Annotated in this window: 21 protein-coding genes; 5 read left to right on the forward strand and 16 right to left on the reverse strand. The window is 66.6% G+C overall.

What is annotated here, in order from left to right; translation table 11 throughout:
- Positions 1–20: 20 nt before the first annotated feature.
- Positions 21–509, forward strand: a complete 489-nt coding sequence (locus C507_RS0102185) for a PaaI family thioesterase (RefSeq protein WP_018698015.1) — start codon at positions 21–23, stop codon at positions 507–509.
- 9 nt (positions 510–518) lie between these two features.
- Here the strand turns inward: C507_RS0102185 and acuI are convergent, their stop codons facing one another.
- From acuI to ppdK, 5 genes are all read right to left on the reverse strand, one after another.
- Complete coding sequence (gene acuI, locus C507_RS0102190) at positions 519–1517, reverse strand: acrylyl-CoA reductase (NADPH) (RefSeq protein ID WP_018698016.1); 999 nt, start codon at positions 1515–1517, stop codon at positions 519–521.
- A 79-nt stretch (positions 1518–1596) separates the two neighbouring features.
- Complete coding sequence (locus tag C507_RS0102195; RefSeq protein WP_026318776.1) at positions 1597–2820, reverse strand: MFS transporter; 1224 nt, start codon at positions 2818–2820, stop codon at positions 1597–1599.
- A gap of 142 nt (positions 2821–2962) precedes the next feature.
- A complete protein-coding gene (locus C507_RS22960) occupies positions 2963–4135 on the reverse strand; it encodes a cell wall hydrolase (protein ID WP_245559633.1) in 1173 nt (390 codons plus the stop codon).
- A gap of 157 nt (positions 4136–4292) precedes the next feature.
- On the reverse strand, positions 4293–5243 hold the full coding sequence (locus C507_RS0102205; RefSeq protein ID WP_018698019.1) for an ArgK/MeaB family GTPase: 951 nt from the start codon (positions 5241–5243) through the stop codon (positions 4293–4295).
- Between the two features lie 45 nt (positions 5244–5288).
- A complete protein-coding gene (ppdK, locus tag C507_RS0102210; RefSeq protein ID WP_018698020.1) occupies positions 5289–7961 on the reverse strand; it encodes a pyruvate, phosphate dikinase in 2673 nt (890 codons plus the stop codon).
- Positions 7962–8224: 263 nt separating this feature from the next.
- On the opposite strand from ppdK, the gene C507_RS0102215 reads away from it, so the two are divergent.
- Complete coding sequence (locus tag C507_RS0102215; protein ID WP_018698021.1) at positions 8225–10027, forward strand: tetratricopeptide repeat protein; 1803 nt, start codon at positions 8225–8227, stop codon at positions 10025–10027.
- A 7-nt stretch (positions 10028–10034) separates the two neighbouring features.
- The gene (locus C507_RS0102220; RefSeq protein WP_026318778.1) at positions 10035–10913 is read left to right on the forward strand and encodes a 4-(cytidine 5'-diphospho)-2-C-methyl-D-erythritol kinase; all 879 of its coding nucleotides are present in this window, start codon (positions 10035–10037) and stop codon (positions 10911–10913) included.
- Positions 10914–10918: 5 nt separating this feature from the next.
- Here the strand turns inward: C507_RS0102220 and C507_RS0102225 are convergent, their stop codons facing one another.
- On the reverse strand, positions 10919–11722 hold the full coding sequence (locus C507_RS0102225; protein WP_018698023.1) for a tRNA1(Val) (adenine(37)-N6)-methyltransferase: 804 nt from the start codon (positions 11720–11722) through the stop codon (positions 10919–10921).
- Between the two features lie 3 nt (positions 11723–11725).
- Positions 11726–11959, reverse strand: coding sequence for a putative signal transducing protein (locus C507_RS0102230; protein WP_018698024.1), 234 nt, complete (start codon positions 11957–11959; stop codon positions 11726–11728).
- Positions 11960–12248: 289 nt separating this feature from the next.
- Between C507_RS0102230 and C507_RS0102235 the strand changes: the two genes are divergently transcribed.
- A complete protein-coding gene (locus C507_RS0102235) occupies positions 12249–13184 on the forward strand; it encodes a polyprenyl synthetase family protein (RefSeq protein ID WP_245559641.1) in 936 nt (311 codons plus the stop codon).
- A gap of 18 nt (positions 13185–13202) precedes the next feature.
- Here C507_RS0102235 and C507_RS0102240 read toward each other — a convergent pair whose 3' ends face one another.
- From C507_RS0102240 to lpdA, 3 genes are all read right to left on the reverse strand, one after another.
- Entirely contained in the window at positions 13203–13562 is a 360-nt protein-coding gene (locus C507_RS0102240; RefSeq protein WP_018698026.1) for a winged helix-turn-helix domain-containing protein, read from the reverse strand.
- A gap of 28 nt (positions 13563–13590) precedes the next feature.
- Positions 13591–14397, reverse strand: coding sequence for a hypothetical protein (locus tag C507_RS0102245; RefSeq protein WP_018698027.1), 807 nt, complete (start codon positions 14395–14397; stop codon positions 13591–13593).
- Positions 14398–14502: 105 nt separating this feature from the next.
- Positions 14503–15942, reverse strand: coding sequence for a dihydrolipoyl dehydrogenase (lpdA, locus tag C507_RS0102250; RefSeq protein WP_026318781.1), 1440 nt, complete (start codon positions 15940–15942; stop codon positions 14503–14505).
- A gap of 273 nt (positions 15943–16215) precedes the next feature.
- Between lpdA and C507_RS0102255 the strand changes: the two genes are divergently transcribed.
- Positions 16216–17367, forward strand: a complete 1152-nt coding sequence (locus C507_RS0102255; protein ID WP_018698029.1) for a DUF3095 domain-containing protein — start codon at positions 16216–16218, stop codon at positions 17365–17367.
- On the opposite strand, the gene C507_RS20150 is transcribed toward C507_RS0102255, so the two are convergent.
- The 6 genes from C507_RS20150 to eno all read right to left on the reverse strand — a co-directional run bounded on the left by C507_RS20150 (position 17357) and on the right by eno (position 24162).
- Complete coding sequence (locus C507_RS20150) at positions 17357–17983, reverse strand: GNAT family N-acetyltransferase (protein ID WP_018698030.1); 627 nt, start codon at positions 17981–17983, stop codon at positions 17357–17359. The two genes, C507_RS0102255 and C507_RS20150, sit on opposite strands and share 11 nt — an antisense overlap.
- Before the next feature lie 44 nt (positions 17984–18027).
- Entirely contained in the window at positions 18028–19458 is a 1431-nt protein-coding gene (locus C507_RS0102265) for a pyruvate dehydrogenase complex dihydrolipoamide acetyltransferase (RefSeq protein WP_018698031.1), read from the reverse strand.
- 23 nt (positions 19459–19481) lie between these two features.
- Positions 19482–20918, reverse strand: a complete 1437-nt coding sequence (locus tag C507_RS0102270) for a pyruvate dehydrogenase complex E1 component subunit beta (protein ID WP_018698032.1) — start codon at positions 20916–20918, stop codon at positions 19482–19484.
- 71 nt (positions 20919–20989) lie between these two features.
- Entirely contained in the window at positions 20990–21967 is a 978-nt protein-coding gene (gene pdhA / locus C507_RS0102275) for a pyruvate dehydrogenase (acetyl-transferring) E1 component subunit alpha (RefSeq protein ID WP_018698033.1), read from the reverse strand.
- A gap of 408 nt (positions 21968–22375) precedes the next feature.
- On the reverse strand, positions 22376–22762 hold the full coding sequence (locus tag C507_RS20155; protein ID WP_018698035.1) for an FtsB family cell division protein: 387 nt from the start codon (positions 22760–22762) through the stop codon (positions 22376–22378).
- A gap of 122 nt (positions 22763–22884) precedes the next feature.
- Positions 22885–24162, reverse strand: a complete 1278-nt coding sequence (gene eno, locus C507_RS0102290) for a phosphopyruvate hydratase (RefSeq protein WP_018698036.1) — start codon at positions 24160–24162, stop codon at positions 22885–22887.
- Positions 24163–24196 lie beyond the last annotated feature (34 nt).

Raw genomic sequence — 24196 nt, forward strand, 5'->3', positions numbered from 1 at the left:
GGCTAACGCTCATGGATGCGATGTCGCGCACGGCGCACTTTCCCGGGGGCATCGGTCCCCTGCCCCTTGCGGAGTTGGCCGGGCTGACGGGCCTCGAACAGCTTCAGCGCATCGTCGACGGGCGCTTTCCCGCGCCCCCGATGGCGGCGCATCTCGATTTCTGGCTGGTCGCCGTGGCCGAGGGAATGGCGCGCTTCGAAGGACAACCGCGTGCCGACTTCTGCAACCCGCTCGGCACCATCCATGGAGGTTGGGCCGCCACACTGCTGGATTCGGCGCTTGCCTGCGCCGTCCACACGACGCTTGCGGCCGGCGAAGCCTACACGACGCTCGAGATCAAGGTGAACATGGTCCGTCCGATTTTCGACACGAGCGGACCGCTGAGCGCCGAAGGCACAGTGGTTCACCGCGGCAAGCGCACCGCCACGTCCGAAGCACGCCTGGAAGACGCGGCGGGCCGCGTCTTCGCGCACGGCTCCACCACCTGTCTGATCATACCGGTCGGCTGAGCCGAACCCTTAGCCGATGTCGACGATTAGCCGTCCCCGGACACGACCGGCGAGGATCTCGTCGGCCATCGGGATGATTTCGTCGAAGCCGATGGTCGAGGACAGCCGCGTCAGGCGATCGCGGTCGAGATCGCGCACCAGCCGCTCGTAGGCCTCGATCCGCAAACGCTTCGGTGCCATGACGGAATCGATGCCGAGGAGCGACACGCCGCGCAGGATGAACGGCGCCACCGAGCCGGGCAGATCCATGCCACCGGCCAGACCGCAGGCTGCCACGGCCCCGCCATAGCGGATCATCGACAGCACGTTCGCCAGCGTCTCCGAGCCCACCGTGTCAACGGCCCCGGCCCAGCGCTCCTTGGCAATGGGCCTGGCGGCTCCCTGAAGCTCGCTGCGCTCGATGACCTCGCTCGCACCCAGCTCCTTGAGGTACGCCTCTTCCTGTTCCTTGCGGCCAGTGGAGGCGACCACCTCGTAGCCAAGCCGCGCCAGCAGGGCGACGGCAACAGAGCCAACACCGCCCACGGCGCCGGTCACGAGCACGGGGCCGCGGTCGGGCGTGATGCCGTGACGTTCGAGCGCGATAACGCAGAGCATGGCGGTGTAGCCGGCCGTTCCGATGGCCATGGCCTCGTGGCCGGTCAGATCGGAAGGTCGGGCAATCAGCCAGTCGGACTTCACCCGCGCGTAACCCGCAAAGCCGCCCATGTGCGTCTCGCCAACGCCGAACCCGTTGAGCAGCACCTTGTCGCCGGTCTCGAACTCGGCCACGTCGGACGAAACGACCTCACCGGTGAAATCGATGCCCGGGATCATCGGAAAGCGGCGCACGACGGGGCTCTTGCCGGTGACCGCGAGGCCGTCCTTGTAGTTGATCGTCGACTGCTCGACGCGGACGGTGACGTCGCCGTCCATCAGGTCGTCGAGCCCGATCTCGCGGACCTCGGCCGGATTCTGCCGTTTCGCGTCCTCTTCCTTGGTGATCCAGATCGCCTTGAACCGTTCCATGCGCGCCTCCTGTCCGGGGTCTCGACCGCGTGTGCCCCTCCCGGTGTGAACGGCGAAATGGTTCGGCGCAAGCCCGGTGTCAGGCGGCGGCCTGCAGGCGCGGGGCCGGCGCGTCCCGGATCGGCAGATGGACGATCGCGGCGGCAACGCCCAACGCGATGGAGATCCACCAGACCAGATCGTAGGAGCCGGTCCGGTCGTAGGCATAGCCACCCAGCCAGACACCCAGGAACGACCCGATCTGGTGGGAGAAGAAGACGAAGCCGAACAGCGTCGCCATGTAGCGCTGTCCGAACATCACGGCGACCAGACCGGACGTCAGCGGAACGGTGGAGAGCCAAAGAAGGCCCATCGCAGCCGCAAAGATCAGCGCACTGACGGCCGTGATCGGCAGGGAGATGAACACCAGGATCACCGCGGCGCGCGCGAGATACAGGATGGCAAGCGAATAGGACTTGGAATAGCGCGCGCCGATGGCGCCGGCGGCAAGCGATCCGACGATGTTGAAAAGACCGATGAGCGCGATCGCCCAACCACCCAGCATCGGGCTCATGCCCAGATCGGTCAGGTAGGGCGGCAGGTGGACAGCAATGAAGGTCACCTGAAACCCGCACACGAAGAAACCGAGCACCAGAAGCACGTAGCCCCGGTAGCCGAACGCCTCCGCAAGCGCCTCCCGAAAGGTCTGCGGCATCTCCGTGGCGTCCGCGTTGCTGCGTCCGCGCAGCGCGTAGGCTAGCGGAAGCATCAGCAGCGTCGTGGCGGCGAGCACGACGAGTGCCTTCTGCCAGCCGCCGCCCTCGATGAGCGCCTGGCTGAGCGGGCCGAACAGGAACTGGCCAAACGAGCCGGCCGCCGTGCCAAGGCCGAAGGCCAGCGAGCGCTTCGCCGGAGACACGGCGCGGCCAAAGGCGGCAAGGATGATGGTGAAGGACGCGGCCGCGAGGCCGACACCGATGGTCACCCCCATACCGAGCATCAGCATCAGCGGCGATACCGCGATGCTGGCGATGTAGAGGCCCGCAGCATAGAGAATGCCGCCGGTCGCGATCACCCTGCCGGTCCCGTACCGATCGGCAATGGCACCCATAATCGGCTGCGCAGCGCCCCAGACCAGGTTCTGCAGCGCCACAGCGAGCGCGAACGTCTCACGGCTCCAGCCGCGCGCGTCGGTCATGGGTGTCAGGAACAGGCCGAGCGACGAGCGTTCGCCGAGCGAGAGGATCGCAACGACACAGCCGGAGGCGATGATCAGGGGCAGCGGGACGGCCAGCTTCGGGGCCGTCTGCGACGCGGTGCTCATGGGGTCCTCCCGGCCGGCGTTCGTATCGGTGGCGCATCGATTGCGCGCCATGACACGTTTCTATACGCCCGACCGGGTCATCGGAGTCGTGAAAGTTTCTGATGCATTCCATCCGACCCGGCGATGGGTCGCGGAACGCCGCTCAGGTCCAGTCGCCGCCGTAGGTCAGGTAGAAAATGTGCAGGCCGACGCGCTCGATCTTCTTCATGTGCGGCGCCCAGGCGGGTCGGACATAGGTCGCATGGTAGTGGGTGGATGCTCCGATCTCCGATAGCCACATCTTCTGCGACGTGTATCCCTCGGCGATCTCCATCGCCTGCTTCCAGGACGCCTGATCGGTCACCACGTCGCGGACGCGGTCGCAGGCGAAGGAGAACTGGCAGCGGTTGTGCCAGCTCTTGTTCTGATAGACGACGCCGCAGAGGGAATCGGGATAGGCCGGGTTCTTGAGCCGGTTCATGACCACCTGGGCGACCGCCATCTGGCCTTTGCGGCCTTCGCTGCGGGCCTCGAAATAGACGGCTTCGGCAAGGCAGCGAACCTGGCGCTTGTCGGTCACTTCCTTGGGCAGCGGCCGGTCGGACCACCAATGGTCCAGCGGGCCGGCCGACCTGGCTGTGCCGGCGCTGTCACCGAGCAGCGCCTCGAACGGGGCATTGATGTCGGGGCCGGCATCCTGCGGCGCGTAGGCGGAGGCAAGCGACGCGCTCGTGGCGGCGGTCGCCGCGGCGAGGATGCGAGCTTCGTGAACGGCTCGATCGGCACGGCCGGGGGCCGAGGCCAGCAGGCTTTCTGCCGCCGGCGCCTGGTCGAACGGCGCCGGCCTTACGAAGGCCACGCGCGGGAAATCCTGAACCGTCCCCGGCGTGAGCAGGCTCACGGCGGTTGCCACCGCACCTGAACCGAGCGCCTCGTTGTCCACCGAGGCCTTCATCGTGGTCAGTCGGTTGCCCTTGGCGTCGGCGCGGCTGCGAACCGGCAGATCGCCGACCGTGACAGCACCGCCCCCATCAGCAAAGGCCAGCGTCTCGAACGCGCCGATGCCTTCGACGCCAACGGCAGAGGCGGCGCCGGGCTGGGTTGCCGCTCCGTCACGCGAATAGACAAAGGTCGGCTCGATCTCCGACCCATAGGGCGCTGCCACGATGCGAGCCATGTAGCGCGGCGAATCCTGCTGGGAGAGCATGTAGGCGAGCACGTCCTGCTGACCGGTCTGCCCGCCGATGACGACAACAAGGCCGGCAGCCAGGGCAAGGCGGCGCAGAACTGGGCGACAAGACGCCCGACGGCGCCGCTTCTTCGCTGGGAAACGCAAGGCACACACTCCCGCACATCGGGCCAGATGGTCACCGGCGGGCTGATCACCCTGCCGCACATCACAGCCTCATGGTGTGAGATCACGGTTTCCAACCGGTTAAGCGGGTCGCGCTTTTTCGATCGAGTGCAGGTGTGGCTCGAGATGCGAAACCCGCCTAGGCTGCAGGATCGTCAGCCCCGAGGCGCGCGGCAAGGACCGCGCTGGCGCGGGCCATACGCTCGAAGGGCGGTTCGCTTCCGCTCCGGTCGGGGCTCGACAGCCAGGTCCGAAGCCCTTCCCGACCAAATCGGTCCCGCAGCACGTCCTCGACCCACGCGCTCTCCTGAACTGCACGCTTGCGTGCAAGGCGATCGCCGACGGCGAGCCAGCCCGCATGCCGATCAAGGGCATCGTGAAGCTCGTCCATTCCGCTGCGCATGGCCGAGGAGACCATCAGCACCTCGGGGCGCCACTCTCCCGTTGCCGCAAGCGACAAGGCTCCCTCCACATCGGCCCTGGCGCGGCGAGCGGGCGCTCCCAGATCGGCCTTGGTCACGACGATGACGTCGGGCAGTTCCATCACCCCGGCCTTCATGAACTGGAGCGAATCGCCCGATCCGGGCTGGACGCACAGGAGCACCGTATCGGCCACGAGCGCGATATCGGCCTCCGACTGGCCGATGCCCACCGTCTCGACGATAACCAGATCGTAGGCGGCGCGCATGACGACGGTGGCGGCGATGGCCGCGTCCGACAGCCCGCCCAGCCGGTCCCGCGCCGCGAAGGAGCGCACGAAGACACCCTCGTCTTCGGGATCTGTGCGGAGCCGGGTCCGGTCGCCCAGGAGCGCACCCATCGTCTGGCGCGAGGACGGGTCGACGGCAATGACCGCGACGCGCTCCCCGCGTGTCCGGGCCTCGGAGATCAGAACGTTGGTAAGGGTCGACTTGCCGACACCGGGCGGGCCGGTGATACCGAGCACGCGCCCATGGGGGACGCCGCGCGCGGCGTCGAGGAAGGCGGCATGCCGGAGCGTGCCGCCCTTCGCCTCGATTGCCGCGAGGGCCCGGGCGACGGCCGGCTTGCCGCCGGCCAGCACCGCCTCGAGCGTCGGCGCGGACGCCATCAGTCCGTCCGATCGAAACGGACGCAAGGCGGCGTCCGCATCGGCTCAGTCCTTGCCGGCCGCGACTGCCGCCTGGGCGGCGGCGAGGCGTGCGATCGGCACGCGGAACGGCGAACAGGACACGTAGTCAAGGCCCACCGTCTCGCAGAACTTGACCGAGGCCGGATCGCCGCCGTGTTCGCCGCAGATGCCGAGCTTGATGTCCGGGCGGGTCTGGCGACCACGCTCCACGCCGATCTTCATCAGGGCGCCGACACCCTCAACGTCGATGGAGACGAAGGGATCGACCTCGAAGATGTTCTGCTGCTGATAGGTCGGCAGGAACGAGGCGGCATCGTCACGCGATATGCCGAAGGTCGTCTGCGTCAGGTCGTTGGTGCCGAACGAGAAGAAGTGGGCCGTCTCCGCGATCTTGTCGGCGGTCAGGCAGGCGCGCGGCAATTCGACCATGGTGCCGACATCGTAGCTGATGTCCGTGCCGCTCTCCTCGGACACGGTTTTCGCGACCGCGTCGATCCGCTCCTTCACGATGTCCAGCTCAGCCTTGAGGCCGACCAGCGGAACCATGATCTCCGGACGCACCGGCGAGCCCGTCCGCTTGGCCGATTCCACTGCCGCCTCGAAGATGGCGCGGGCCTGCATCTCTGCGATCTCGGGATAGGAGACCGCGAGACGACAACCGCGATGGCCAAGCATCGGGTTGAACTCCGTCAGCATGTCCAGACGACGCTTCAGCTTGGTCGGGGACACGCCGATCGCTTCGGCGACCTCGGCGATTTCCTCCTCGGTCTTGGGCAGGAACTCGTGCAGCGGCGGATCAAGCAGGCGGATCGTCACCGGCAGGCCGGCCATGATCTCGAACAGCTCGATGAAGTCGCCGCGCTGCATCGGCAGCAGCTTGTCCAGCGCAGTCCGCCGGCCGGCCTCGGTGTCCGCGACGATCATCTCGCGCACCGCGCCGATCCGGTCGGTGTCGAAGAACATGTGCTCGGTGCGGCAGAGACCGATGCCTTCGGCTCCGAACTCACGCGCCGCGCGCGCATCGGCCGGCGTTTCGGCGTTGGTGCGCACCTTCATGCGCCGCACCTTGTCGGCCCACTCCATCAACTGGGCAAAGTCGCCGGAAAGCTCCGGCTTCAGCATCGGGACGGAACCGACGAGCACCTGTCCGTTGGCGCCGTCGATGGTGACAACGTCGCCAGCCTTCAGGGTCTTGCCGGCGGCGGTGAACGTGCCCGCCTGGTAGTCGACGCGGATGGCGCCGGCGCCCGAGACGCAGGGCTTGCCCATGCCGCGCGCGACGACCGCAGCGTGACTGGTCATGCCACCGCGGGTGGTCAGGATGCCCTGGGAGGCGTGCATGCCGTGGATGTCTTCCGGGCTCGTCTCCACGCGCACCAGGATGACGGCCTTGCCCTGTCCGGCAAGACGCTCGGCCTCGTCCGATGAGAACACCACCTCGCCCGAAGCAGCACCCGGCGATGCCGGCAGGCCGGTCGCGAAAACGTTACGCTCGGCGCTCGGGTCGATGGTGGGATGCAGCAGCTGGTCGAGGGACGCCGGGTCGACGCGGTTCACCGCCTCCTCCGGCTGGATCAGGCCTTCCTCGACGAGATCGACGGCGATCTTCAGCGCAGCCTTGGCGGTGCGCTTGCCGCTGCGGGTCTGCAGCATCCAGAGCTTGCCGCGCTCGATCGTGAACTCGACGTCCTGCATTTCGCGATAGTGGTTTTCCAGCCGCGTGCAGATCGCCTGGAATTCCTTGAACGCCTCGGGCAGCGCGGTCTCCAGCGACGGCTTCTCCGGAGCGCTGGATTCCATCCGCGCTTCCTCGGTGATCGCCTGCGGGGTGCGGATACCGGCGACCACGTCCTCGCCCTGCGCGTTCACCAGGAACTCGCCATAGAGCTTGTTCTCGCCGGTCGACGGGTTGCGGGTGAAGGCCACGCCCGTGGCCGACGTGTCACCCATGTTGCCGAACACCATGCCCTGGACGTTGACGGCGGTGCCCCAGCTCTCCGGGATCTGATGAAGCCGGCGGTAGGTAATGGCACGGGCGTTCATCCACGAGCCGAACACGGCGCCGATGGCACCCCACAACTGGTCGCGCGGATCCTGCGGGAAGGGCCGGCCGAGCTTGTCGCTCACCAGGGCCTTGTAGCGCTCGATGATGACCTGCCAGTCGGCGGCGGAAAGGTCGGTGTCCAGATCGAGGTTCTTCTCGTCCTTGAAGCCCTCGAGGATGGCCTCGAAATCGTGGTGTTCCAGGCCCATCACCACGTCGCCGTACATCTGAATGAAGCGGCGGTAGGAATCATAGGCAAAGCGCTCGTCCCCGGCGTCTTCGGCGAGCGCGCCGACGGTTTCGTCGTTGAGGCCGAGATTGAGCACGGTGTCCATCATGCCGGGCATCGACACCCGCGCGCCGGAGCGCACGGACACCAGCAGTGGCTTCTTCATGTCGCCGAAGGCGCGACCAGTGGCCCTGCCGATCTTCTCCAGCGCCGCCTCGAGCTGATCGTTCAGCTCGTCAGGATAGGTCCCGCCAGTCTTGGTAAAGTGGGTGCAGACTTCCGTGGTGATCGTGAAGCCGGGAGGCACCGGAACGCCGATGTTCGACATCTCGGCAAGGTTCGCCCCCTTGCCGCCGAGCAGGTTGCGCATTCCCGCAGTGCCTTCCGCGGCACCATCCCCGAACGAGTAGACCCACTTGTTCATAATTCGTCCTTTTACGACCCTTCTGATCGTCCGTGGGCGAAGCTTGTATGAGACGGCTTCGCATTTTCGCGCGGCGGGACCGCGCCTCGTTGGCAAGAGAGCGAAAGCATGGAGGCCGATGCAAAGGCAAGACCCGCGCGTGCAATGGAGGTCGGAAAGGCCCGCTTTTCCGCGTCCGGCCGTCGCGTTGCCTTGCACGGGCCACTGAAAAGCCCCATCGTCCGGTCACGCTGACAATGATGAAATTGAACGAGTCGCAGCCGATGCCCCTCACCTCTTTCGCCGCCCTGCAGCAAACGCCGGGAGTGCTCCGCCGTTCCCGCACGGCGCTCGCCGCGGCCGTCCTTGCCCTCGGGGTCACGGGCGCCAGCGCGCAGGCGGAAGTGGCGACCGGTCCGGCGTCTGGCGAAAAGATCGACACGTCCGGCCTGCAATCGCTGTCCGGCAGCTATCTCGCCGCGCGACACGCCGGCAATCTGAGGGATCTCGCATCCGCGGCCGCCTTCTACAAGCGCGCCCTCGCGGCCGACCCGCAGAACGAGTTCTTGCTCGACCGCACCGTGATGTTGCTGGTTGCCAGCGGCGCACTCCCGGAGGCCGTCGAGTTCGCCGACGACCTGGCTGAAAGCGATCCCTCCAATCAGCTGGCAGCCCTGACCCTGTCCATCGACGCGTTGGCGAAGAACAAGCCGGAGGAGGCGCGCGAGGCGCTGGCGCCGCTCGAAAGCGGATCACCGCTTCCCGAACTCACCGCCGCGCTTCTGAAGGCCTGGACCTACGCCGCCGAGGAGCGATGGGAGGACGCCACCAGCACCCTGGACGGACTGGAGGGGCCGGACTGGTTCCGCACCTTCACCGACCTTCACGCCGCCCTCATCGCCGACATGGCCGGCAACAGTGAAGAGGCGGTGGAGCGGCTTAAGATCTCCTACGACAACGACCCGCGGGCGCTGCGGGTGCTCGATGCCTATGCCCGCGCCCTCGCCCGCTCGGGCCGAGGCGACGAGGCCAAGCAAATCGTTGTCGACTACGTCGACGCCGGCGGCGATCATCCGCTTGTCGAGATGCTGCAGGACGAGCTTGCGGCCGATAGCGAGATAGCCCCCCAGATCACGGACGCGCAGACCGGGGCCTCCGAAGCCCTTTATGGGCTCGGTGTGGCTGTCGGCCAGGAAGGCGGTCAGGAATATGCCGCCAGCTACCTGCAACTGGCGCTTCACCTCGGTCCAGATACGGACCTGCCCGCCTTTTCGCTCGCATCGCTCTACGAAAGCATGCAGCAGCACGAGAACGCGGTGTCGGTTTACGAGCTCATTCCGGAAGGCTCACCGCTGCGTGAGGCGGCCCAGGTGCAGATTGGGCTGAACCTGAACGCAGCCGACGATTTCGAAGGCGCGAAGGCACATCTTGAACCGCTGGTCGAGGCCGACCCGAGCGACCTCTCCGCGGTAGTCGCCCTGGGCAACGTGCTGCGCAGCCAGGAGGATTTCGAGGCTTCCCGCGAGGCTTACGCCAAGGGTATCGCCACCATCGAGGAACCGGTGCGCGAGCACTGGACCCTCTACTATTTCCGCGGCATCACCAACGAGCGGACCGACCGCTGGGACGAAGCGGAAGCCGACTTCCACCAGGCGCTCGAGCTCTATCCCGACCAGCCGCTGGTGCTGAACTATCTGGGTTATTCCTGGATCGACAAGCACATGAAACTGGACGAGGGCCTGGAGATGATCCGCAAGGCGGTCAGCCAGCGCCCCGACGACGGCTACATCGTCGACAGCCTCGGCTGGGCCTACTACCGGCTCGGTCGCTACGAGGAAGCCGTGCGCGAGCTGGAGCGGGCCGTTGAGCTGCGCTCCGACGATCCGGTCATCAACGACCACCTCGGCGACGCCTACTGGCAGGTCGGACGCAAGTTGGAAGCCCGCTTCCAGTGGAGCCATGCGCGCGATCTCGATCCGACGCCTGAAGATCTCGCCGCGATCGTCGACAAGCTCGAGAATGGCCTGAGTGAGCCCGAGACCGATGCGGCGGCTGCCGGCCCGGCGGCAACAGGCCCGGCCGAATAGGCCGGTCATGCCGGCCTCCGGCAGCGTTTGCGAAACGGCCCGCGCCAAGGTCAATCTCGCGCTGCACGTTGTCGGGCGCCGCGCCGATGGCTATCATCTGCTCGACAGCCTCGTGGCGTTCGCTTCGATCGGCGATACGGTCACAGCCGAAAGACGGGTCGACGGCCGCGTGACGCTGACGCTGTCCGGCCCGTTCGCGGACCACTGCCCAACGGATTCCGAGAACCTGATTCTCAAGGCTGAACAGGCCGTTGGGGCACTTTCTTCCACTCGCGCCAGCGGCGGTGTGTCCCTCCACCTCGACAAGCAATTGCCGGTCGCATCAGGTATCGGTGGCGGCTCGGCCGACGCCGCCGCCGCGATCCGGGCGCTGGTGCGCCTGCAGGGCCTCAGGCTGAACGGCCATGTCCTGCACAAGGTGGCCACCGGTCTCGGCGCTGACGTGCCCATGTGCCTAGAGAGCCGGCCGCTGCGCGCCCAGGGGATCGGGGACATCACGACGCCGACGCCCGCGTTGCCGGCAGCCGGGATCGTGCTGATCAACCCGGGCGTGGCCGTCTCGACGCCTGCGGTCTTCCGGGCCCTCAAATCGCGCGAGAATGCCCCGCTTCCGGATCTGCCGGCCTGCTTCACCGACCTCGACGCACTGGTCGGCTGGCTCAAGGACGCGCGCAACGATCTCGAGCCTCCGGCCCTGACCATCGCACCGTCGATCGCCTCGGTGCTGACGGTTCTGCGCGGCATCCCGGAATGCCGCTTCGCCCGCATGTCCGGCTCCGGCGCCACCTGTTTCGGGCTGTTCGCGAGCGAAGCCGAGGCGATGAACGCCGCGAAGGCCATCGCGACAGCGCACCCGCACTGGTGGGTTGCACCAGGCGGGATCTGACAAGCTCAGCCCTTGCGGGCTGGCCAGGGGAGTGCCTTGCCGTCCCTCAGGATTCGCTTCGCCGGCGCACTGTAGGCGCCATCTGCGTCATGCATCACGAGGCCAGGCATGATGCGCAAGGCGGCTTTCGACGCCTTCACGGCCTTCACCAGGATCCGGTCGGCCGCCTGCCCCGTGCCAGGATGGAGCGGCAGAATGTCGAGTGCGCCGAAGCGGCCCTGCGCCTCGGCGATCACCTCCGCCAGAAGGTCGCTCGGCAGAATAAGATTGAGCGTGCCGCCGGTCCGCAGCAACGAGGCCGAGCGCCGGATCCATGGATGAAGTCCCGCCTCTCCGAGCATGCGCGCGCGCGCCCGGTTTTCGTCCGGCGCGGGACGATGATGACCCGGCCGAAAGAAGGGCGGATTGGCGAGTACGTGATCGACGGATCCAGCCGGGATGCCGGCTTTCTCGAAGGGGGCCACCGGCCCTGCCAAATCGGTCTCCAGAAGTTGCACGCGACCGGCAATGAAAAGGTTCTCGGGACGTGTCAGGCTGTCGGCTGCGAGCGCCAGAGCATCCGCATCGATGTCGACGAGCGTGACCAGTGCCTGCGTGCGAACGGCCATCGCCACCCCCGCCGCACCGGGTCCCGACCCGAGATCGACGACGTGGCCAACGGTCGCATCCGGCAGCATGGCGGCGAGCAGGATGGCGTCCGACCCGCACCGATGCGCGCCGCGTGCCGGCTGTACCAGCGTGAACCGCCCGTTCAGAAACCGGTCGATTGTCGTGCCGGATGGCAGCGCGGATGTCGGTGCGTCGTCCATGGCCTAGCCGGCGGGCGCAGGCGGCAGGCTGTCTCCGGCACCAGCGTCCGTGATGATGGTGCGGGCCTCCATCAGGGAGTCGCTTGGCACCAGCACGCGGCGAGGCAGAATGCCGATCGATCCCTCGATCACGGACATGTTCTGGTCGAAGACCTGATAGGGGATCTCCGCGTCCTTCAACAGCGCTTCGACGAAGGCGATCAGGGTCATGTCGTTCGTCTTGAGAAGCTCGTCCACGTGGTCCTCGTGTGTCTGGTGTGCGGTCCGCTCCGGCCGGTTGGTTGACCGGCAAGATGACAAGTCGCGCGCTGCCATCGCGTTCCGCACGATGCACCGCATGGCGGCCGGGAACAATCCGCGCCGGCCACATCCGCGCCGCGGGCTTGCGGGAGCTTCCCGGCCCTGCTTAATGTCCCCGCAAAGAGAGTGGAAAGGATGGTTCCGCGTGGCGAATGGCAACGTTGCCGCTGACGTGCGTCCGGGTGAGAGCAGCGTCGAGCGCCTCGTCCGGGTCGTGTCGAGCGACATGGATCAGGTGAACGGCTTGATTCTGGACATGGCCGGCTCGAAGGTCGAGCTCATCCCCGAAATCGCCAACCATCTCGTCTCGTCGGGCGGCAAGCGACTGCGGCCCATGCTGACGCTGGCGAGCGCCAAGCTGTTCGACTACCCCGGCAACGATCACGTGAAGCTGGCGGCGAGCGTGGAGTTCATGCACACCGCGACGCTGCTGCACGACGATGTCGTCGACGACAGCGCGGTGCGCCGGGGCAAGCCGGCCGCGCGCGTCATCTGGGGCAATCAGGCCAGCGTTCTGGTCGGAGACTACCTGCTCGGCCAGGCCTTCAAGATGATGGTCGAAACCGGTTCGCTGGAGTGCCTGCGCATCCTCTCCACCGCCTCGGCGGTGATTGCAGAAGGTGAAGTGCTTCAGTTGTCCGGCGCCAACAGCCTGTCCAACGGCCAGCCGCACTACATGGCCGTCATCGAGGCCAAAACCGCAGCGCTGTTCTCCGCCGCCACCGAAGTGGGCCCGGTCATAGCGCAGCAGCCCGCGGAGGCGCAGGAGGCGATGCGTCTCTATGGGCTGAATCTCGGCCTGGCCTTCCAGCTCGTCGATGACGTGCTCGATTATGGCGGCGATGCCGCCGTTCTGGGCAAGGACACGGGCGACGATTTCCGCGAAGGCAAGGCAACGCTGCCGGTCATCCTCGCCTACGAGCGCGGCTCGGACGACGACAAGGCTTTCTGGACCCGTTGCATCGAAAAAGGCGAGATCCGCGACGGCGACCTGGAGGCGGCGATCGAGAAGCTGCGTGCGACCGGGGCCCTCGAAGACAGCATCCAGCGCGCTCGTGACTTCGGCAGCGAGGCCGTGAAGGCCCTGGCCGCCGTGCCACCCTCGCCGGTGCGCGACATTCTTGCCGACGTCGTCGAATTCTCGATCTCGCGCGCATTCTGATCGCGTCCAGGCCGGGCGTCAGGTGCCGGTTTCGCCTTCCAGTCCCTGAAGCAGCGGACCGGTTGCCCGCGCGGCCTCCTCTTCCAGCTGACGATACTGCGCGATTACGCGCAGGCCCGCCTCCGTCACCACGGCACCCCCGCCCTTCTTGCCGCCAAGTTGTGTCGTCACGAGCGGATCGGCGAACATGGCATTGAGCTCTTCCACCAGAAGCCAAGCGCGGCGATAGGACATCCCGAGATCGCGGGCGGCCGCCGAGATCGAGCCGGCGTCACCGATCGTCTCCAGCAGCCGGACCTTGCCGGGACCGAGAGACGGGCGATCGGGGAAGTCGATGCGGATGCGCAGGACCGCTCCGCTTGCCGGTGGGAGAACCATTGCGCTCAGCCCCTCCCTGCCAGCCCCGCTAGGGCCCGCATTGGACAACGCCCCCGTCCCCGCCCGTGTGGGGACACCAACGGGCCAGCGAAACCACGAATGCATCGCTGTTCACACGGGCCCGGATGTCCGGCAGGCTCTGCATGGCGGCGGCGTGCGTGGGATAGCCGAGAACACCGCGGAAGAACCCGTTGCGCCGATATAGCCGCGCCTCGAGATGCGGCCGGTCCTGGGTGGCGCGGGCCAGCATGCGCTCTGCGGCGGGCTCGGTGAGCTCGGCGCCGAAGACCACGCCCCATCGCGGCTCAATCGCCCCGCTGTTATCGGCGGCCCCTGCATCACTCCCGGTCTCGCCGTCGACCTGGCCACGCATGAGGGCTGCGACGGCGGCCTCCTCGTCGCGTCCCTCCGCGCGCACGGCAAGGTCCGACTGGGCTTCGGCAGCAAGGGCAGCCGCCCGCGCCGCTTTCTGGACCTCGCCGGCTGCCGAGATCAGCCCGTCGTTGGTCTCTGAGATCGAAAGCGCCGTGTTCCGGGCATCCTCGGCGAGATCCGCGCCCTGAACCAGGGTCTCGATCTCCTCGTTCGCCGCGGCCAGCTGCCGGGTGAGCGCCTCGATCGCGACGTTGGCGTCCTGTAGCGCCGCATGGCTCTGGCGGACGGTGTCGAGGACCTCGGCCTCCACGCGCGAATAGGACCGATCGGGCTGGGGCGCCTGCAGTTCCGGCTGGGGAAAGTAGGACTGGAACTGAACCGGCCGATAGAGCGCCATCCAGGTCGCGACAAGGATCACCACCGCCGCCGCAAGCTGCACCAGCCTGACCAGAACGCTCATTTCCGCACTCCCCCGTCGCAACCGATTGGCGAGTCATAGCACGGCAGGCACCGGAGGCGTCACCCGCCCCCGGCCGGCTCCATGGGCGTCAGGCAGCCCGCAGCATCAGACGTGGATCACGCGATCGTAGGCATCCAGAACGCTCTCGTGCATGGTTTCCGAGATGGTGGGATGCGGGAAGACCGCGTGGATAAGCTCTTCCTCGGTCGTCTCGCAGTTCATCGCCACGACGAAGCCCTGGATCAGCTCGGTGACCTCCGCACCGACCATGTGGGCCCCGAGGAGCTCGCCGGTCTTGGCGTCGAAGATCGTCTTGACCAGGCCGTCGGGCTCGCCGAGCGCGATCGCCTTGCCGTTACCGATGAACGGGAAGCGGCCGACCTTGATCTCACGGCCGGCTTCCTTCGCCTTCGCCTCCGTCAGGCCCACCGACGCCACCTGCGGCTGGCAGTAGGTGCAGCCCGGGATCTTGAGCTTGTCCATGGCATGCGGGTTCTTGCCGGCGATGGCCTCGACGCACACCACGCCCTCGTGCTCCGCCTTGTGAGCGAGCATCGGCGGACCGGCAACGTCGCCAATGGCGTAGACGCCCTTGACGTTGGTCCGGCCGAATTCGTCGATGACGACACAGCCGCGCTCGGTCTTCACGCCAAGATCCTCAAGCCCGAGATTCTCGATGTTGCCGACCACGCCAACGGCGGAAATCATCCGGTCGGCGGAGATCGTCTGGGTCTTGCCGCCCTTCATTTCCACCGTCGCGGTGACGCCACCCGACTTCTTGTCGACCTTGGTCACCTTCGCTTCGGTGTGGATCGTCATGCCCTGCTTTTCGAGCCGCTTGCGCACGTGCGCGGCGATCTCGGCATCCTCGACCGGCAGGATCTGCGGCAACACCTCGACTACCGTCACCTCGGCACCGAGCGAACGATAGAAGGAGGCGAACTCGATGCCGATCGCGCCGGAGCCGACCACGATGAGCGACTTCGGCATATCCTTCGGCACCATGGCCTCGAAATAGGTCCAGATCAGTTCTCCGTCGGGCTCCATTCCGGGCAACGCGCGCGGCCGCGCACCGGTGGCCACGATGATGTGTTTGGCCTTGTAGGTGCCCTCGCCAAGCGTGTTCTTCGGTGCCGGCGGCTGCGGCTCCATCGCCTTCTTCTTCGGCTTGGAAACCTTGACCTCGCCGGCCTTTGGGATCGATGCCTCGCCCCAGATCACGTCGATCTTGTTCTTCTTCATCAGGAAGCCGATGCCCTGATTCAGTTGCACCGATACGGCGCGCGAGCGCTTCACCACGGCGGAAATGTCGAAGCCGACCTTGTCGGCCGACAGGCCGAAATCCTTGGCGTGATTGAAGTGGGAGTAGATCTCCGAGCTGCGCAGAAGCGCCTTCGTCGGAATGCAGCCCCAGTTGAGGCAGATCCCGCCCATGTGCTCGCGCTCGACGATGGCCGTCTTCAGGCCGAGCTGAGCTGCACGGATGGCGGTGACATAACCGCCAGGGCCACTTCCGATCACGATCACATCATAGCCGTCGGCCATCGAGCCCTCCTTGCCGCTTCCCATCACGCCCGGCCCGTCTTCGCCGGCCGCCCTTCCTTTCAGCACCCTTCGACCCGCCTTGTCGAGCCCGTTCGGCGCATTGCTGCTCCTCCGCTGGCCACCCGCGACCGAGGACGTGCAATCGATTTCCAGCCTGACCGACCTTGTCATAGCGTCGTGCCGACCAAGCTATCCATAGGCGGCGGCGATCTTTGGCCGGCACGCAGCCCGCCGCTTTCTACCCGGCCGAACGGCCCCGCAAGGAATTGCCAGGTGTCCAATACGAGTTCCTTCACCTCCTATGTCGCGCTTCCCCTCCTGAGCGATTTCGCGTCCGTGGCGGACGTTGAGCGCTACGTGCCGCTCCCAGACGACTGGTTTGTGGCCATGACCGACGTGGTGAAGTCCACCGAAGCGATCCGCGACGGACACTACAAGGCGGTGAACATGGCCGGAGCCGCGGCAATCGCTGCGGTCATCAATGCGCGCGACGGCGACGCCGACTTCCCGTTCGTGTTCGGAGGAGACGGCACGGCCATGGCCCTGCCGCAATCGGAGCGGGCACTCGTGGAAGAGGCACTCGCGGCGACGGCCCGCTGGGTGGAGGAGGATCTCGACCTGACGCTGCGCACGGCAACGGTGTCCGTCGGCGACATCCGCCGTGCCGGTCATGACGTCCGCGTCGCGCGATTTGCCGCTTCCGAAGCGATGACCTACGCGCTGTTCTCCGGCGGCGGCGTTTCGTGGGCCGAAGAAGAGATGAAGGCCGGCGCCTTTCCCGCCCACATGGCGGAACCCGGCACCAGGCCGGACCTGGAAGGCCTCTCCTGCCGATGGAAACCCCTGACTCCGGAACGCGGCACGATCCTGACGATTCTCGCCGTGCCGAGATCGGGCGACGACAACGATCCGGCATTTGCGGCCGTCGTGCACGCCCTCATCGACCTTCTGGAAACCGCCGAACGCGGCGGCCGTCCGGTCACCGATGAAGGACCCGCGTTCGCGTGGCCGCCGGCCGGGCTCGACCTGGAAGCGCGCGCGACGCGCGGCAAGCGCTCGCTTGCCGCCCAAAAGGCGAAGATCGCGACCATCTCGCTGCTGGCCTGGGTGCTCGATCGGACGAAGCGCAATCTGGGCGATTTCGATCCGGTCCATTATCGCCGTTACACAGCCCTCAACGCCGACTTCCGCAAGTACCAGGATGGCATCCGCATGACCGTTGACTGCGCACCGGACACGGTCACTCGGGTGGAGGGCATTCTTCGCGCGGCGCGCGACGCCGGCACACTCGATTTCGGCCTCCTCAGGCAGGAGTCGGCGGTGATGACCTGTTTCGTTCCCTCGATCCACTCCGACACCCATTTCCACTTCGTGGATGGGGCCCAGGGCGGCTACGCGGCGGCCGCGGCGTCGATCAAGGGGTAGGAGCGACCTGCAGATCGTCGCCGGCGCGGCGATGAACGAGGCGGCGTGAGAGGAGCAGCCAGTCGCCATCTCTCTGGCGATTGCCGGGCATGGGCTCGACGGGGCGCCGATCGACCGTCTCGAACCCGCAGGCCGCGTACAGGCTCCGCGCGGCATTGTTGGTGCTGTTCACGATGAGGGTGACGGTGTCGAGCCCGTTGTCGGCGGCCAGTTGCGCCGACAATGCAAGCAGCAAGCCGGCGTGGCCCCTGCCGCGCTCCGGCGGGAGCGTGGCGAGCGCGTTCAGATACCACGTCCCCAGGGTCTGCCGTTCGAGATCGAGGAGCGGCTGCACGAAGGCGGGCAGATCGCGAACAGCCGCCTTCTCCTGGATCGATTCCTGCGGATAGCCGAGCATCATGGCGACGACGGCCCCGTCGACGTCGACGACATGCGCGTTACGGTAGGAGAAATGACCGCCCGGCCGCTCCACGCGGCGACGGCCGACCTCGAACGGACCAAGGTGCGGTTCGGCCGAGAATGTCCAGAAGTAGCTCGGGATGCCCTCGCCCGCCATGTCGATCAGGCGGGCAAGCGGCTCCGCATCGCTGGGCTGGGCAGCTCTGATCGACGGCATGGCGGTTCTTCGTGCTCCGATCCGCCGCGCCGTGATGTCCTGCCTCAGACCAGCATCGCCATCGGGTTCTCGATCAGCGGCTTGAAGGCGGCGAGAAGCTCCGCCCCGAGCGCGCCGTCGACCGCCCGGTGGTCGACCGACAGCGTCGCCGTCATCACCGTAGCGATGGCCACCGCGCCGTCCTTGATGACCGGCCGCTGCTCGCCCTGCCCGACCGCTAGGATCGTGCTCTGGGGCGGGTTGATCACCGCGGCGAACTCGCGGATACCGAACATGCCGAGGTTCGACACGGCCGTGGTGCCGCCCTGATACTCTTCCGGCTTCAGCTTCTTGTCGCGAGCGCGCTTGGCGAGGTCCTTCATCTCGTTGGAGATGACGGAGAGCGGCTTGGCATCCGCCTGGCGGATCACTGGCGTGATAAGCCCGTCGGGGATCGATACCGCCACGCCCACGTCCACATGCTCGTGCAGCAGCCGTGCGGTGGACGTGTAGGTGGCGTTCGCCATCGGGACCGCCGCCAGGGCCTTGGCCATCGCCTTGATGACGAAGTCGTTGACGGAGAGCTTGTAGGCCGGGTTGCCGTCCTTGTCCTTCGGCGCAGCGGCATTGAGCTCGCCCCGCAGCTTCAGGAGCGCGTCCAGCTCCACGTCGACGGTCAGGTAGAAGTGCGGGACGGTCTGCTTCGCCTCGGTCAGGCGGCGCGCGATGGTCTTGCGCATGCCGTCGTGGGGAAGCTCGGTGTAAGTCCCCTCCTCGTACATGGCGCGGATCTGGTCGTCGGTCATGCCGGCGCCCACGGCGGGTGCACTCGGGGCCTTGTCGCTTGCGGCAGCGGCCTTGCCGGCAGCCTTGTCGGACACGGCGCCCTTCTCGGCTGCGGCCGGAACGCCCTTCTCCATCGCCTCCTCGACGTCGCGCTTGACCACGCGGCCGTGCGGACCGGAGCCGGAAAGCGCGGCGATGTCGATGCCGTTTTCGTCGGCGAGCCGGCGCGCCAGCGGCGAGGAGAAGACGCGGCCGTCGCCGTTCGCCTTCGGCGCGGCGGGCGGCATGGAGGGCGTCGTCCCCTCGCCCGCGGCCGGAGCCTGTGCCTTTTCCGGCGCGGCAGGAGCGCTTTCCTTGGCAGGCGCCTTGTCCTCGGCGGGAGCGGCCTCCTTCTTGGCGTCGCCGTTGCCGCTCTTCTCCGCCTTTGGCGCGGAGGTATCGGCATTGTCCAGGGCGCTCGCGTCCTCGCCCTCTTCCAGAAGCATGGCGATGGGCTGATTCACCGGCACGTCGGCGGTGCCTTCGGCAACAAGGATCTTGCCGACGGTGCCTTCATCCACCGCCTCTACTTCCATCGTGGCCTTGTCGGTCTCGATCTCGGCGACGACGTCGCCGGCCGAGACGGTGTCGCCCTCCTTCACGTGCCATTTGGCAAGATTGCCGGCCTCCATCGTCGGCGACAGGGCGGGCATGAGGATCGGTGTCGGCATGGCGCGTCGTCTCCCGGAGCCTATCAGGCCGTGTAGGTGACAGCTTTCACTGCCTCGATCACTTCCGCGACCGTCGGCAAGGCGAGCTTTTCGAGATTGGCGGCGTAGGGCATCGGCACGTCCTTGCCGGTGACCCTGAGGACCGGCGCATCGAGATGATCGAAGGCCATCTCCATCATCCGCGCGGAGATCTCCGAGCCGATCGAGCAGACCGGCCAGCCCTCCTCCACGGTAACGCACCGGTTGGTCTTCTTGACCGATTCCACCACCGTCTCGATGTCCATCGGGCGGATGGTGCGCAGGTTCACCACTTCTGCCTCGATGCCCATCTTGGCGAGTTCGTCGGCGGCCTGCATGGCGTAGGTCATGCCGATACCGAACGAGACGATGGTTACGTCGGAGCCCTTGCGCTCGATCTTCGCCTTGCCGATGGGCACCACGAAATCATCCACGTCGGGAATCTCGAACGTGTGCCCGTAGAGGATCTCGTTCTCCAGGAAGACCACCGGATTCGGGTCCCGGATCGCCGCCTTGAGAAGCCCCTTCGCGTCGGCAGCCGAATAGGGCTGGATCACGCGGAGGCCAGGCACATGGGCATACCAGGATGCATAATCCTGGGAGTGCTGGGCGGCCACGCGCGCCGCGGCGCCATTCGGTCCCCGGAAGACGATCGAACAGCCGATTAGGCCGCCGGACATGTAGTGGGTCTTGGCGGCGGAGTTGATGATCTGATCGATCGCCTGCATGGCGAAATTGAAGGTCATGAACTCCACGATCGGCTTGAGGCCGGCGAAACCCGCGCCAACGCCGAGACCGGTGAAGCCGTGCTCGGTGATCGGCGTGTCGACCACCCGCCTGGCGCCGAACTCGTCGAGCAGCCCTTGCGTGATCTTGTAGGCGCCCTGGTACTCGGCGACCTCCTCGCCCATGACATAGACGTCGCCGTCACGGCGCATCTCCTCGGCCATGGCGTCACGGAGCGCCTCGCGCACCGTGACGGACACCATCTTGGTGCCCTCGGGAATCTCCGGATCGTCCTGGGTCCAGGTCTTTTCAGCAGGCCCGGGGCCGGATGCCGGCGCGGCCGGGACCTTCGGCGCCTCATCGGCGGCCTTCGGCGCCTCGTCCTTGCCGTCGTCGGCCGGCGGTTCGGAGGCGTTGCTGTCGTCCTCCTTCACCTGCGACGAGGCGGCCTTGTCCAGGGCGCTTTCGTCCTCGCCCTCTTCCAGCAGCAGCGCGATCGGCGAATTTACCTTGACGCCCTCGGTGCCCTCGTCCACCAGGATCTTGCCGAGCGTCCCCTCATCGACCGCCTCGACCTCCATGGTGGCCTTGTCGGTCTCAATCTCCGCGATCACGTCGCCGGCTGCGACGCTATCGCCTTCCTTCTTCACCCACTTGGCGAGCTTTCCCTCTTCCATCGTGGGCGAGAGCGCCGGCATCAGAATTTCGGTCGGCATTCCTGGCTCCCGTCAACAGGCCGTGTTCTGTGTCATGCAGGGCGACGCGCCAGCGCGCGAACGCTGCGGCGTCATCGCACCACGTCGGTCCAGAGCTCGGACGGATCCGGCTCCGGGTCGGACTGGGCGAACTCGGCCGCCTCGTTGATGATGTCGCGGACTTCCTTGTCGATCTTCTTGACCTCGTCCTCCGACATCTTGTGCTCCTCGATAAGGCGCGAGCGGAGGTGCTCGATCGGGTCGCGCTCGGTGCGCATCTTGTTGACTTCGTCGCGGGTCCGGTACTTTGCCGGATCCGACATCGAATGGCCGCGGTATCGATAGGTCAGCATTTCGAGGATGTAGGGGCCCTTGCCCTCACGGGCGTGGGCGATCGCGCGCTCGCCGGCGGCGCGGACCGCATGGACCTCCATGCCGTCGACCTGCTCGCCCGGGATCTCGAAGGACGCGCCTCGATGCGACAGATTGGTGGTTGAGGAGGCCCGCTCGACGGAGGTGCCCATGCCGTACTTGTTGTTCTCGATGACGTAGACCACCGGCAGGCTCCAGAGCTTCGCCATGTTGAAGCTCTCGTAGACCTGGCCCTGGTTGGCCGCACCGTCGCCGAAATAGGTGATCGAGACGGAGCCGTTCTCGCGGTACTTGTTGGCGAAGGCGAGCCCGGTGCCCAGCGGCACCTGCGCCCCGACGATCCCGTGTCCGCCGTAGAAATTCTTGTCGACGGAGAACATGTGCATCGAACCGCCCTTGCCCTTGGAATAGCCAGAGCGGCGGCCGGTCAGCTCGGCCATCACACCTTTCGATTCCATCCCGCAGGCGATCATGTGGCCATGGTCGCGGTAGCCGGTGATGATCTGGTCGCCTTCCTTCAGCGCCATCTGCATGCCCACCACCACGGCCTCCTGGCCGATGTAGAGGTGGCAGAAGCCGCCAATCAGGCCCATCCCGTAAAGCTGGCCGGCCTTCTCCTCGAAGCGGCGCACGAGCAGCATTTCACGGTAGGCGTAGACATCCTCGTCCCTGGTGAAATGCACGGTCTCGCCGGTCATCGACTTGGCGGTGCTGGTCTTCTCTCCGGACTTGGCATCGGCGGACTTCGTCGAGCGGCTGCTACGCGACGGGCCCGAAGTCCTGCTCGTTCCGGACGACCGGCTCGTTCCCGAGGATCGCTTGCGGCTCGTGGTCGGTTTCTTCTCGGCCATCAGGGCTCTCTCCGGCGTTCGTTCGCGGCAGGTCGGACGGACATTAGCGAAGGGTCGGCTTGGGTGAAAGACCACACCGACGGGAAGTGGTCGATATTGCAGTGCAGCATGCACTGAGCGCCCTTTCCAAGTCGCATCAAGGACTTGGCACGGACACGGCCACCACCTTAGACAGCAAGTCGACGCGGTGGCGAGGCCGGTTTCGGGATGGCAGCCCTGTCCCTGGCGGGACGCAATGGCTGTGGACAGCCTCGATCAGCGCAGTGCGACGCGGCCGGCGTCCGACAACGTTGCCGGCAGCTGCGAGACGCGCGCGTCCCCGGCAAGGCCCGGACTCGTGTAGATCACGACCTCTTCCGGCCGGGCGAGATTGAGCTTGGCGCGGGCACGCTCGTCGAGCATGTCGGCATCGATCGCAGCCGACTGCAGCAGCTTCACGCGGGCCTCGAGATCCTTGCGGCGCTCGACGATGGCGTCACGGTCGGCAACCAGCCGGGCGATCTCGGTCTCGAACGCGAGACGGGCGCGGATGCCGTAGTCGCCATGCACGCCGTGCCATCCGAAATAGACGATCATCGCGATCATCAGGACGGGAGCGGGCAGCCGGGACAGGAAGGTGGTTCGACGGTGGCGGGTCGCCATGGGGGCCGGTACTCGAAACGCTGGAACTGATACACCCGCGCCTCTTATGCCAGCCCCGCCTTAACGAGCGGTTGCCCCGGCGGCAAAACCCGCCAGGGCAAGTGTCGGTCAAAGGAAAGTGGTCAGCCGGCCTTGATGGCGGCCCGACCCGGATAGAAGGCCTGCGGGCCGAGCTCTTCCTCGATGCGCAGCAGCTCGTTGTACTTGGCCAGCCGGTCGGAGCGCGCCAGGGAACCGGTCTTGATCTGACCGCAGTTCGTCGCGACGGCGAGATGGGCGATCGTGGCGTCCTCGGTCTCACCGGACCGATGAGACATCACAGCCGCATAGGCGGCCTTGTGGGCCATCGAAACGGCATCCAGCGTCTCGGTGAGCGTGCCGATCTGATTCACCTTGATGAGAATCGCGTTGGCGATTCCCTGCTCGATGCCACTGGCGAGGCGCTCGGTGTTGGTGACGAACAGGTCGTCGCCCACCAGCTGGCAGCGGTCGCCAACGCGCTTGGTGAGGGCCGCCCAGCCCTCCCAGTCGTCTTCGGCCATTCCGTCCTCGATGGACACGATCGGATAGGCATCGACCAGCTCGCCGAGGTAGTCGGCGAGGCCGGCACCGTCGAGTGCCCGACCCTCGCCGTCGAGCGCGTACTTTCCGTCCTTGAAGAACTCGGTCGAGGCGCAGTCGAGAGCCAGGCAGATGTCCTCTCCCGGCTTGTAGCCGGCGCTTTCGATGGCTGACATGATGAAGTCGAGCGCGGCCTTCGCCGACGGCAGGTTCGGCGCGAAGCCACCCTCATCACCGACATTCGTGGAGTGGCCCGCCTTCTTCAACTGGCCCTTCAGAGTGTGGAAGATCTCCGCACCCGCGCGCATCGCCTCGGAGAAGGTCGGCGCGCCGACCGGCATGATCATGAATTCCTGGAAGTCGATCGGATTGTCGGCGTGGGCACCGCCGTTCATGATGTTCATCATCGGAACCGGCAACTCGCGAGCCGACACCCCGCCGACATAACGGTAGAGCGGGAGTTCGGAGGCTTCCGCGGCGGCCTTCGCCACGGCGAGCGAGACGCCGAGGATCGCGTTGGCGCCGAGGCGGCCCTTGTTGTCGGTACCGTCGAGCGCAATCAGCATCTCGTCGATATGAACCTGGTCCTCGGCGTCCAGACCGCCGATGGCATCAAAGATTTCGCCGTTCACGGAGGCGACGGCATCCTGGACGCCCTTGCCCATGTAGCGCTCGCCGCCGTCACGCAGTTCAACGGCCTCGTGCGCCCCGGTGGAAGCGCCGGAGGGAACGGCCGCGCGGCCAAGCGAGCCGTCTTCGAGGTGGACATCGACTTCGACGGTCGGATTGCCGCGACTGTCGAGGATCTCGCGGCCGATGATGTCGATGATCGCGGTCATGGGGATCTCCGAGAAAAAGGACGAAGGACTGGGG

This window comes from Amorphus coralli DSM 19760 (assembly GCF_000374525.1).
GTDB lineage: Bacteria > Pseudomonadota > Alphaproteobacteria > Rhizobiales > Amorphaceae > Amorphus > Amorphus coralli.

Bases quoted from the DNA above. Each gene is read 5' to 3' on its own strand.
- C507_RS0102185 (WP_018698015.1), top strand. From the start codon at position 21: ATGTCGCGCACGGCGCACTTTCCCGGGGGCATCGGTCCCCTGCCCCTT.
- acuI (WP_018698016.1), bottom strand. From the start codon at position 1,517: ATGGAACGGTTCAAGGCGATCTGGATCACCAAGGAAGAGGACGCGAAA.
- C507_RS0102195 (WP_026318776.1), bottom strand. From the start codon at position 2,820: ATGAGCACCGCGTCGCAGACGGCCCCGAAGCTGGCCGTCCCGCTGCCC.
- C507_RS0102205 (WP_018698019.1), bottom strand. From the start codon at position 5,243: ATGGCGTCCGCGCCGACGCTCGAGGCGGTGCTGGCCGGCGGCAAGCCG.
- ppdK (WP_018698020.1), bottom strand. From the start codon at position 7,961: ATGAACAAGTGGGTCTACTCGTTCGGGGATGGTGCCGCGGAAGGCACT.
- C507_RS0102215 (WP_018698021.1), top strand. From the start codon at position 8,225: ATGCCCCTCACCTCTTTCGCCGCCCTGCAGCAAACGCCGGGAGTGCTC.
- C507_RS0102220 (WP_026318778.1), top strand. From the start codon at position 10,035: ATGCCGGCCTCCGGCAGCGTTTGCGAAACGGCCCGCGCCAAGGTCAAT.
- C507_RS0102225 (WP_018698023.1), bottom strand. From the start codon at position 11,722: ATGGACGACGCACCGACATCCGCGCTGCCATCCGGCACGACAATCGAC.
- C507_RS0102235 (WP_245559641.1), top strand. From the start codon at position 12,249: ATGGATCAGGTGAACGGCTTGATTCTGGACATGGCCGGCTCGAAGGTC.
- C507_RS0102240 (WP_018698026.1), bottom strand. From the start codon at position 13,562: ATGGTTCTCCCACCGGCAAGCGGAGCGGTCCTGCGCATCCGCATCGAC.
- C507_RS0102245 (WP_018698027.1), bottom strand. From the start codon at position 14,397: ATGAGCGTTCTGGTCAGGCTGGTGCAGCTTGCGGCGGCGGTGGTGATC.
- lpdA (WP_026318781.1), bottom strand. From the start codon at position 15,942: ATGGCCGACGGCTATGATGTGATCGTGATCGGAAGTGGCCCTGGCGGT.
- C507_RS20150 (WP_018698030.1), bottom strand. From the start codon at position 17,983: ATGCCGTCGATCAGAGCTGCCCAGCCCAGCGATGCGGAGCCGCTTGCC.
- C507_RS0102265 (WP_018698031.1), bottom strand. From the start codon at position 19,458: ATGCCGACACCGATCCTCATGCCCGCCCTGTCGCCGACGATGGAGGCC.
- C507_RS0102270 (WP_018698032.1), bottom strand. From the start codon at position 20,918: ATGCCGACCGAAATTCTGATGCCGGCGCTCTCGCCCACGATGGAAGAG.
- pdhA (WP_018698033.1), bottom strand. From the start codon at position 21,967: ATGACCGGCGAGACCGTGCATTTCACCAGGGACGAGGATGTCTACGCC.
- C507_RS20155 (WP_018698035.1), bottom strand. From the start codon at position 22,762: ATGGCGACCCGCCACCGTCGAACCACCTTCCTGTCCCGGCTGCCCGCT.
- eno (WP_018698036.1), bottom strand. From the start codon at position 24,162: ATGACCGCGATCATCGACATCATCGGCCGCGAGATCCTCGACAGTCGC.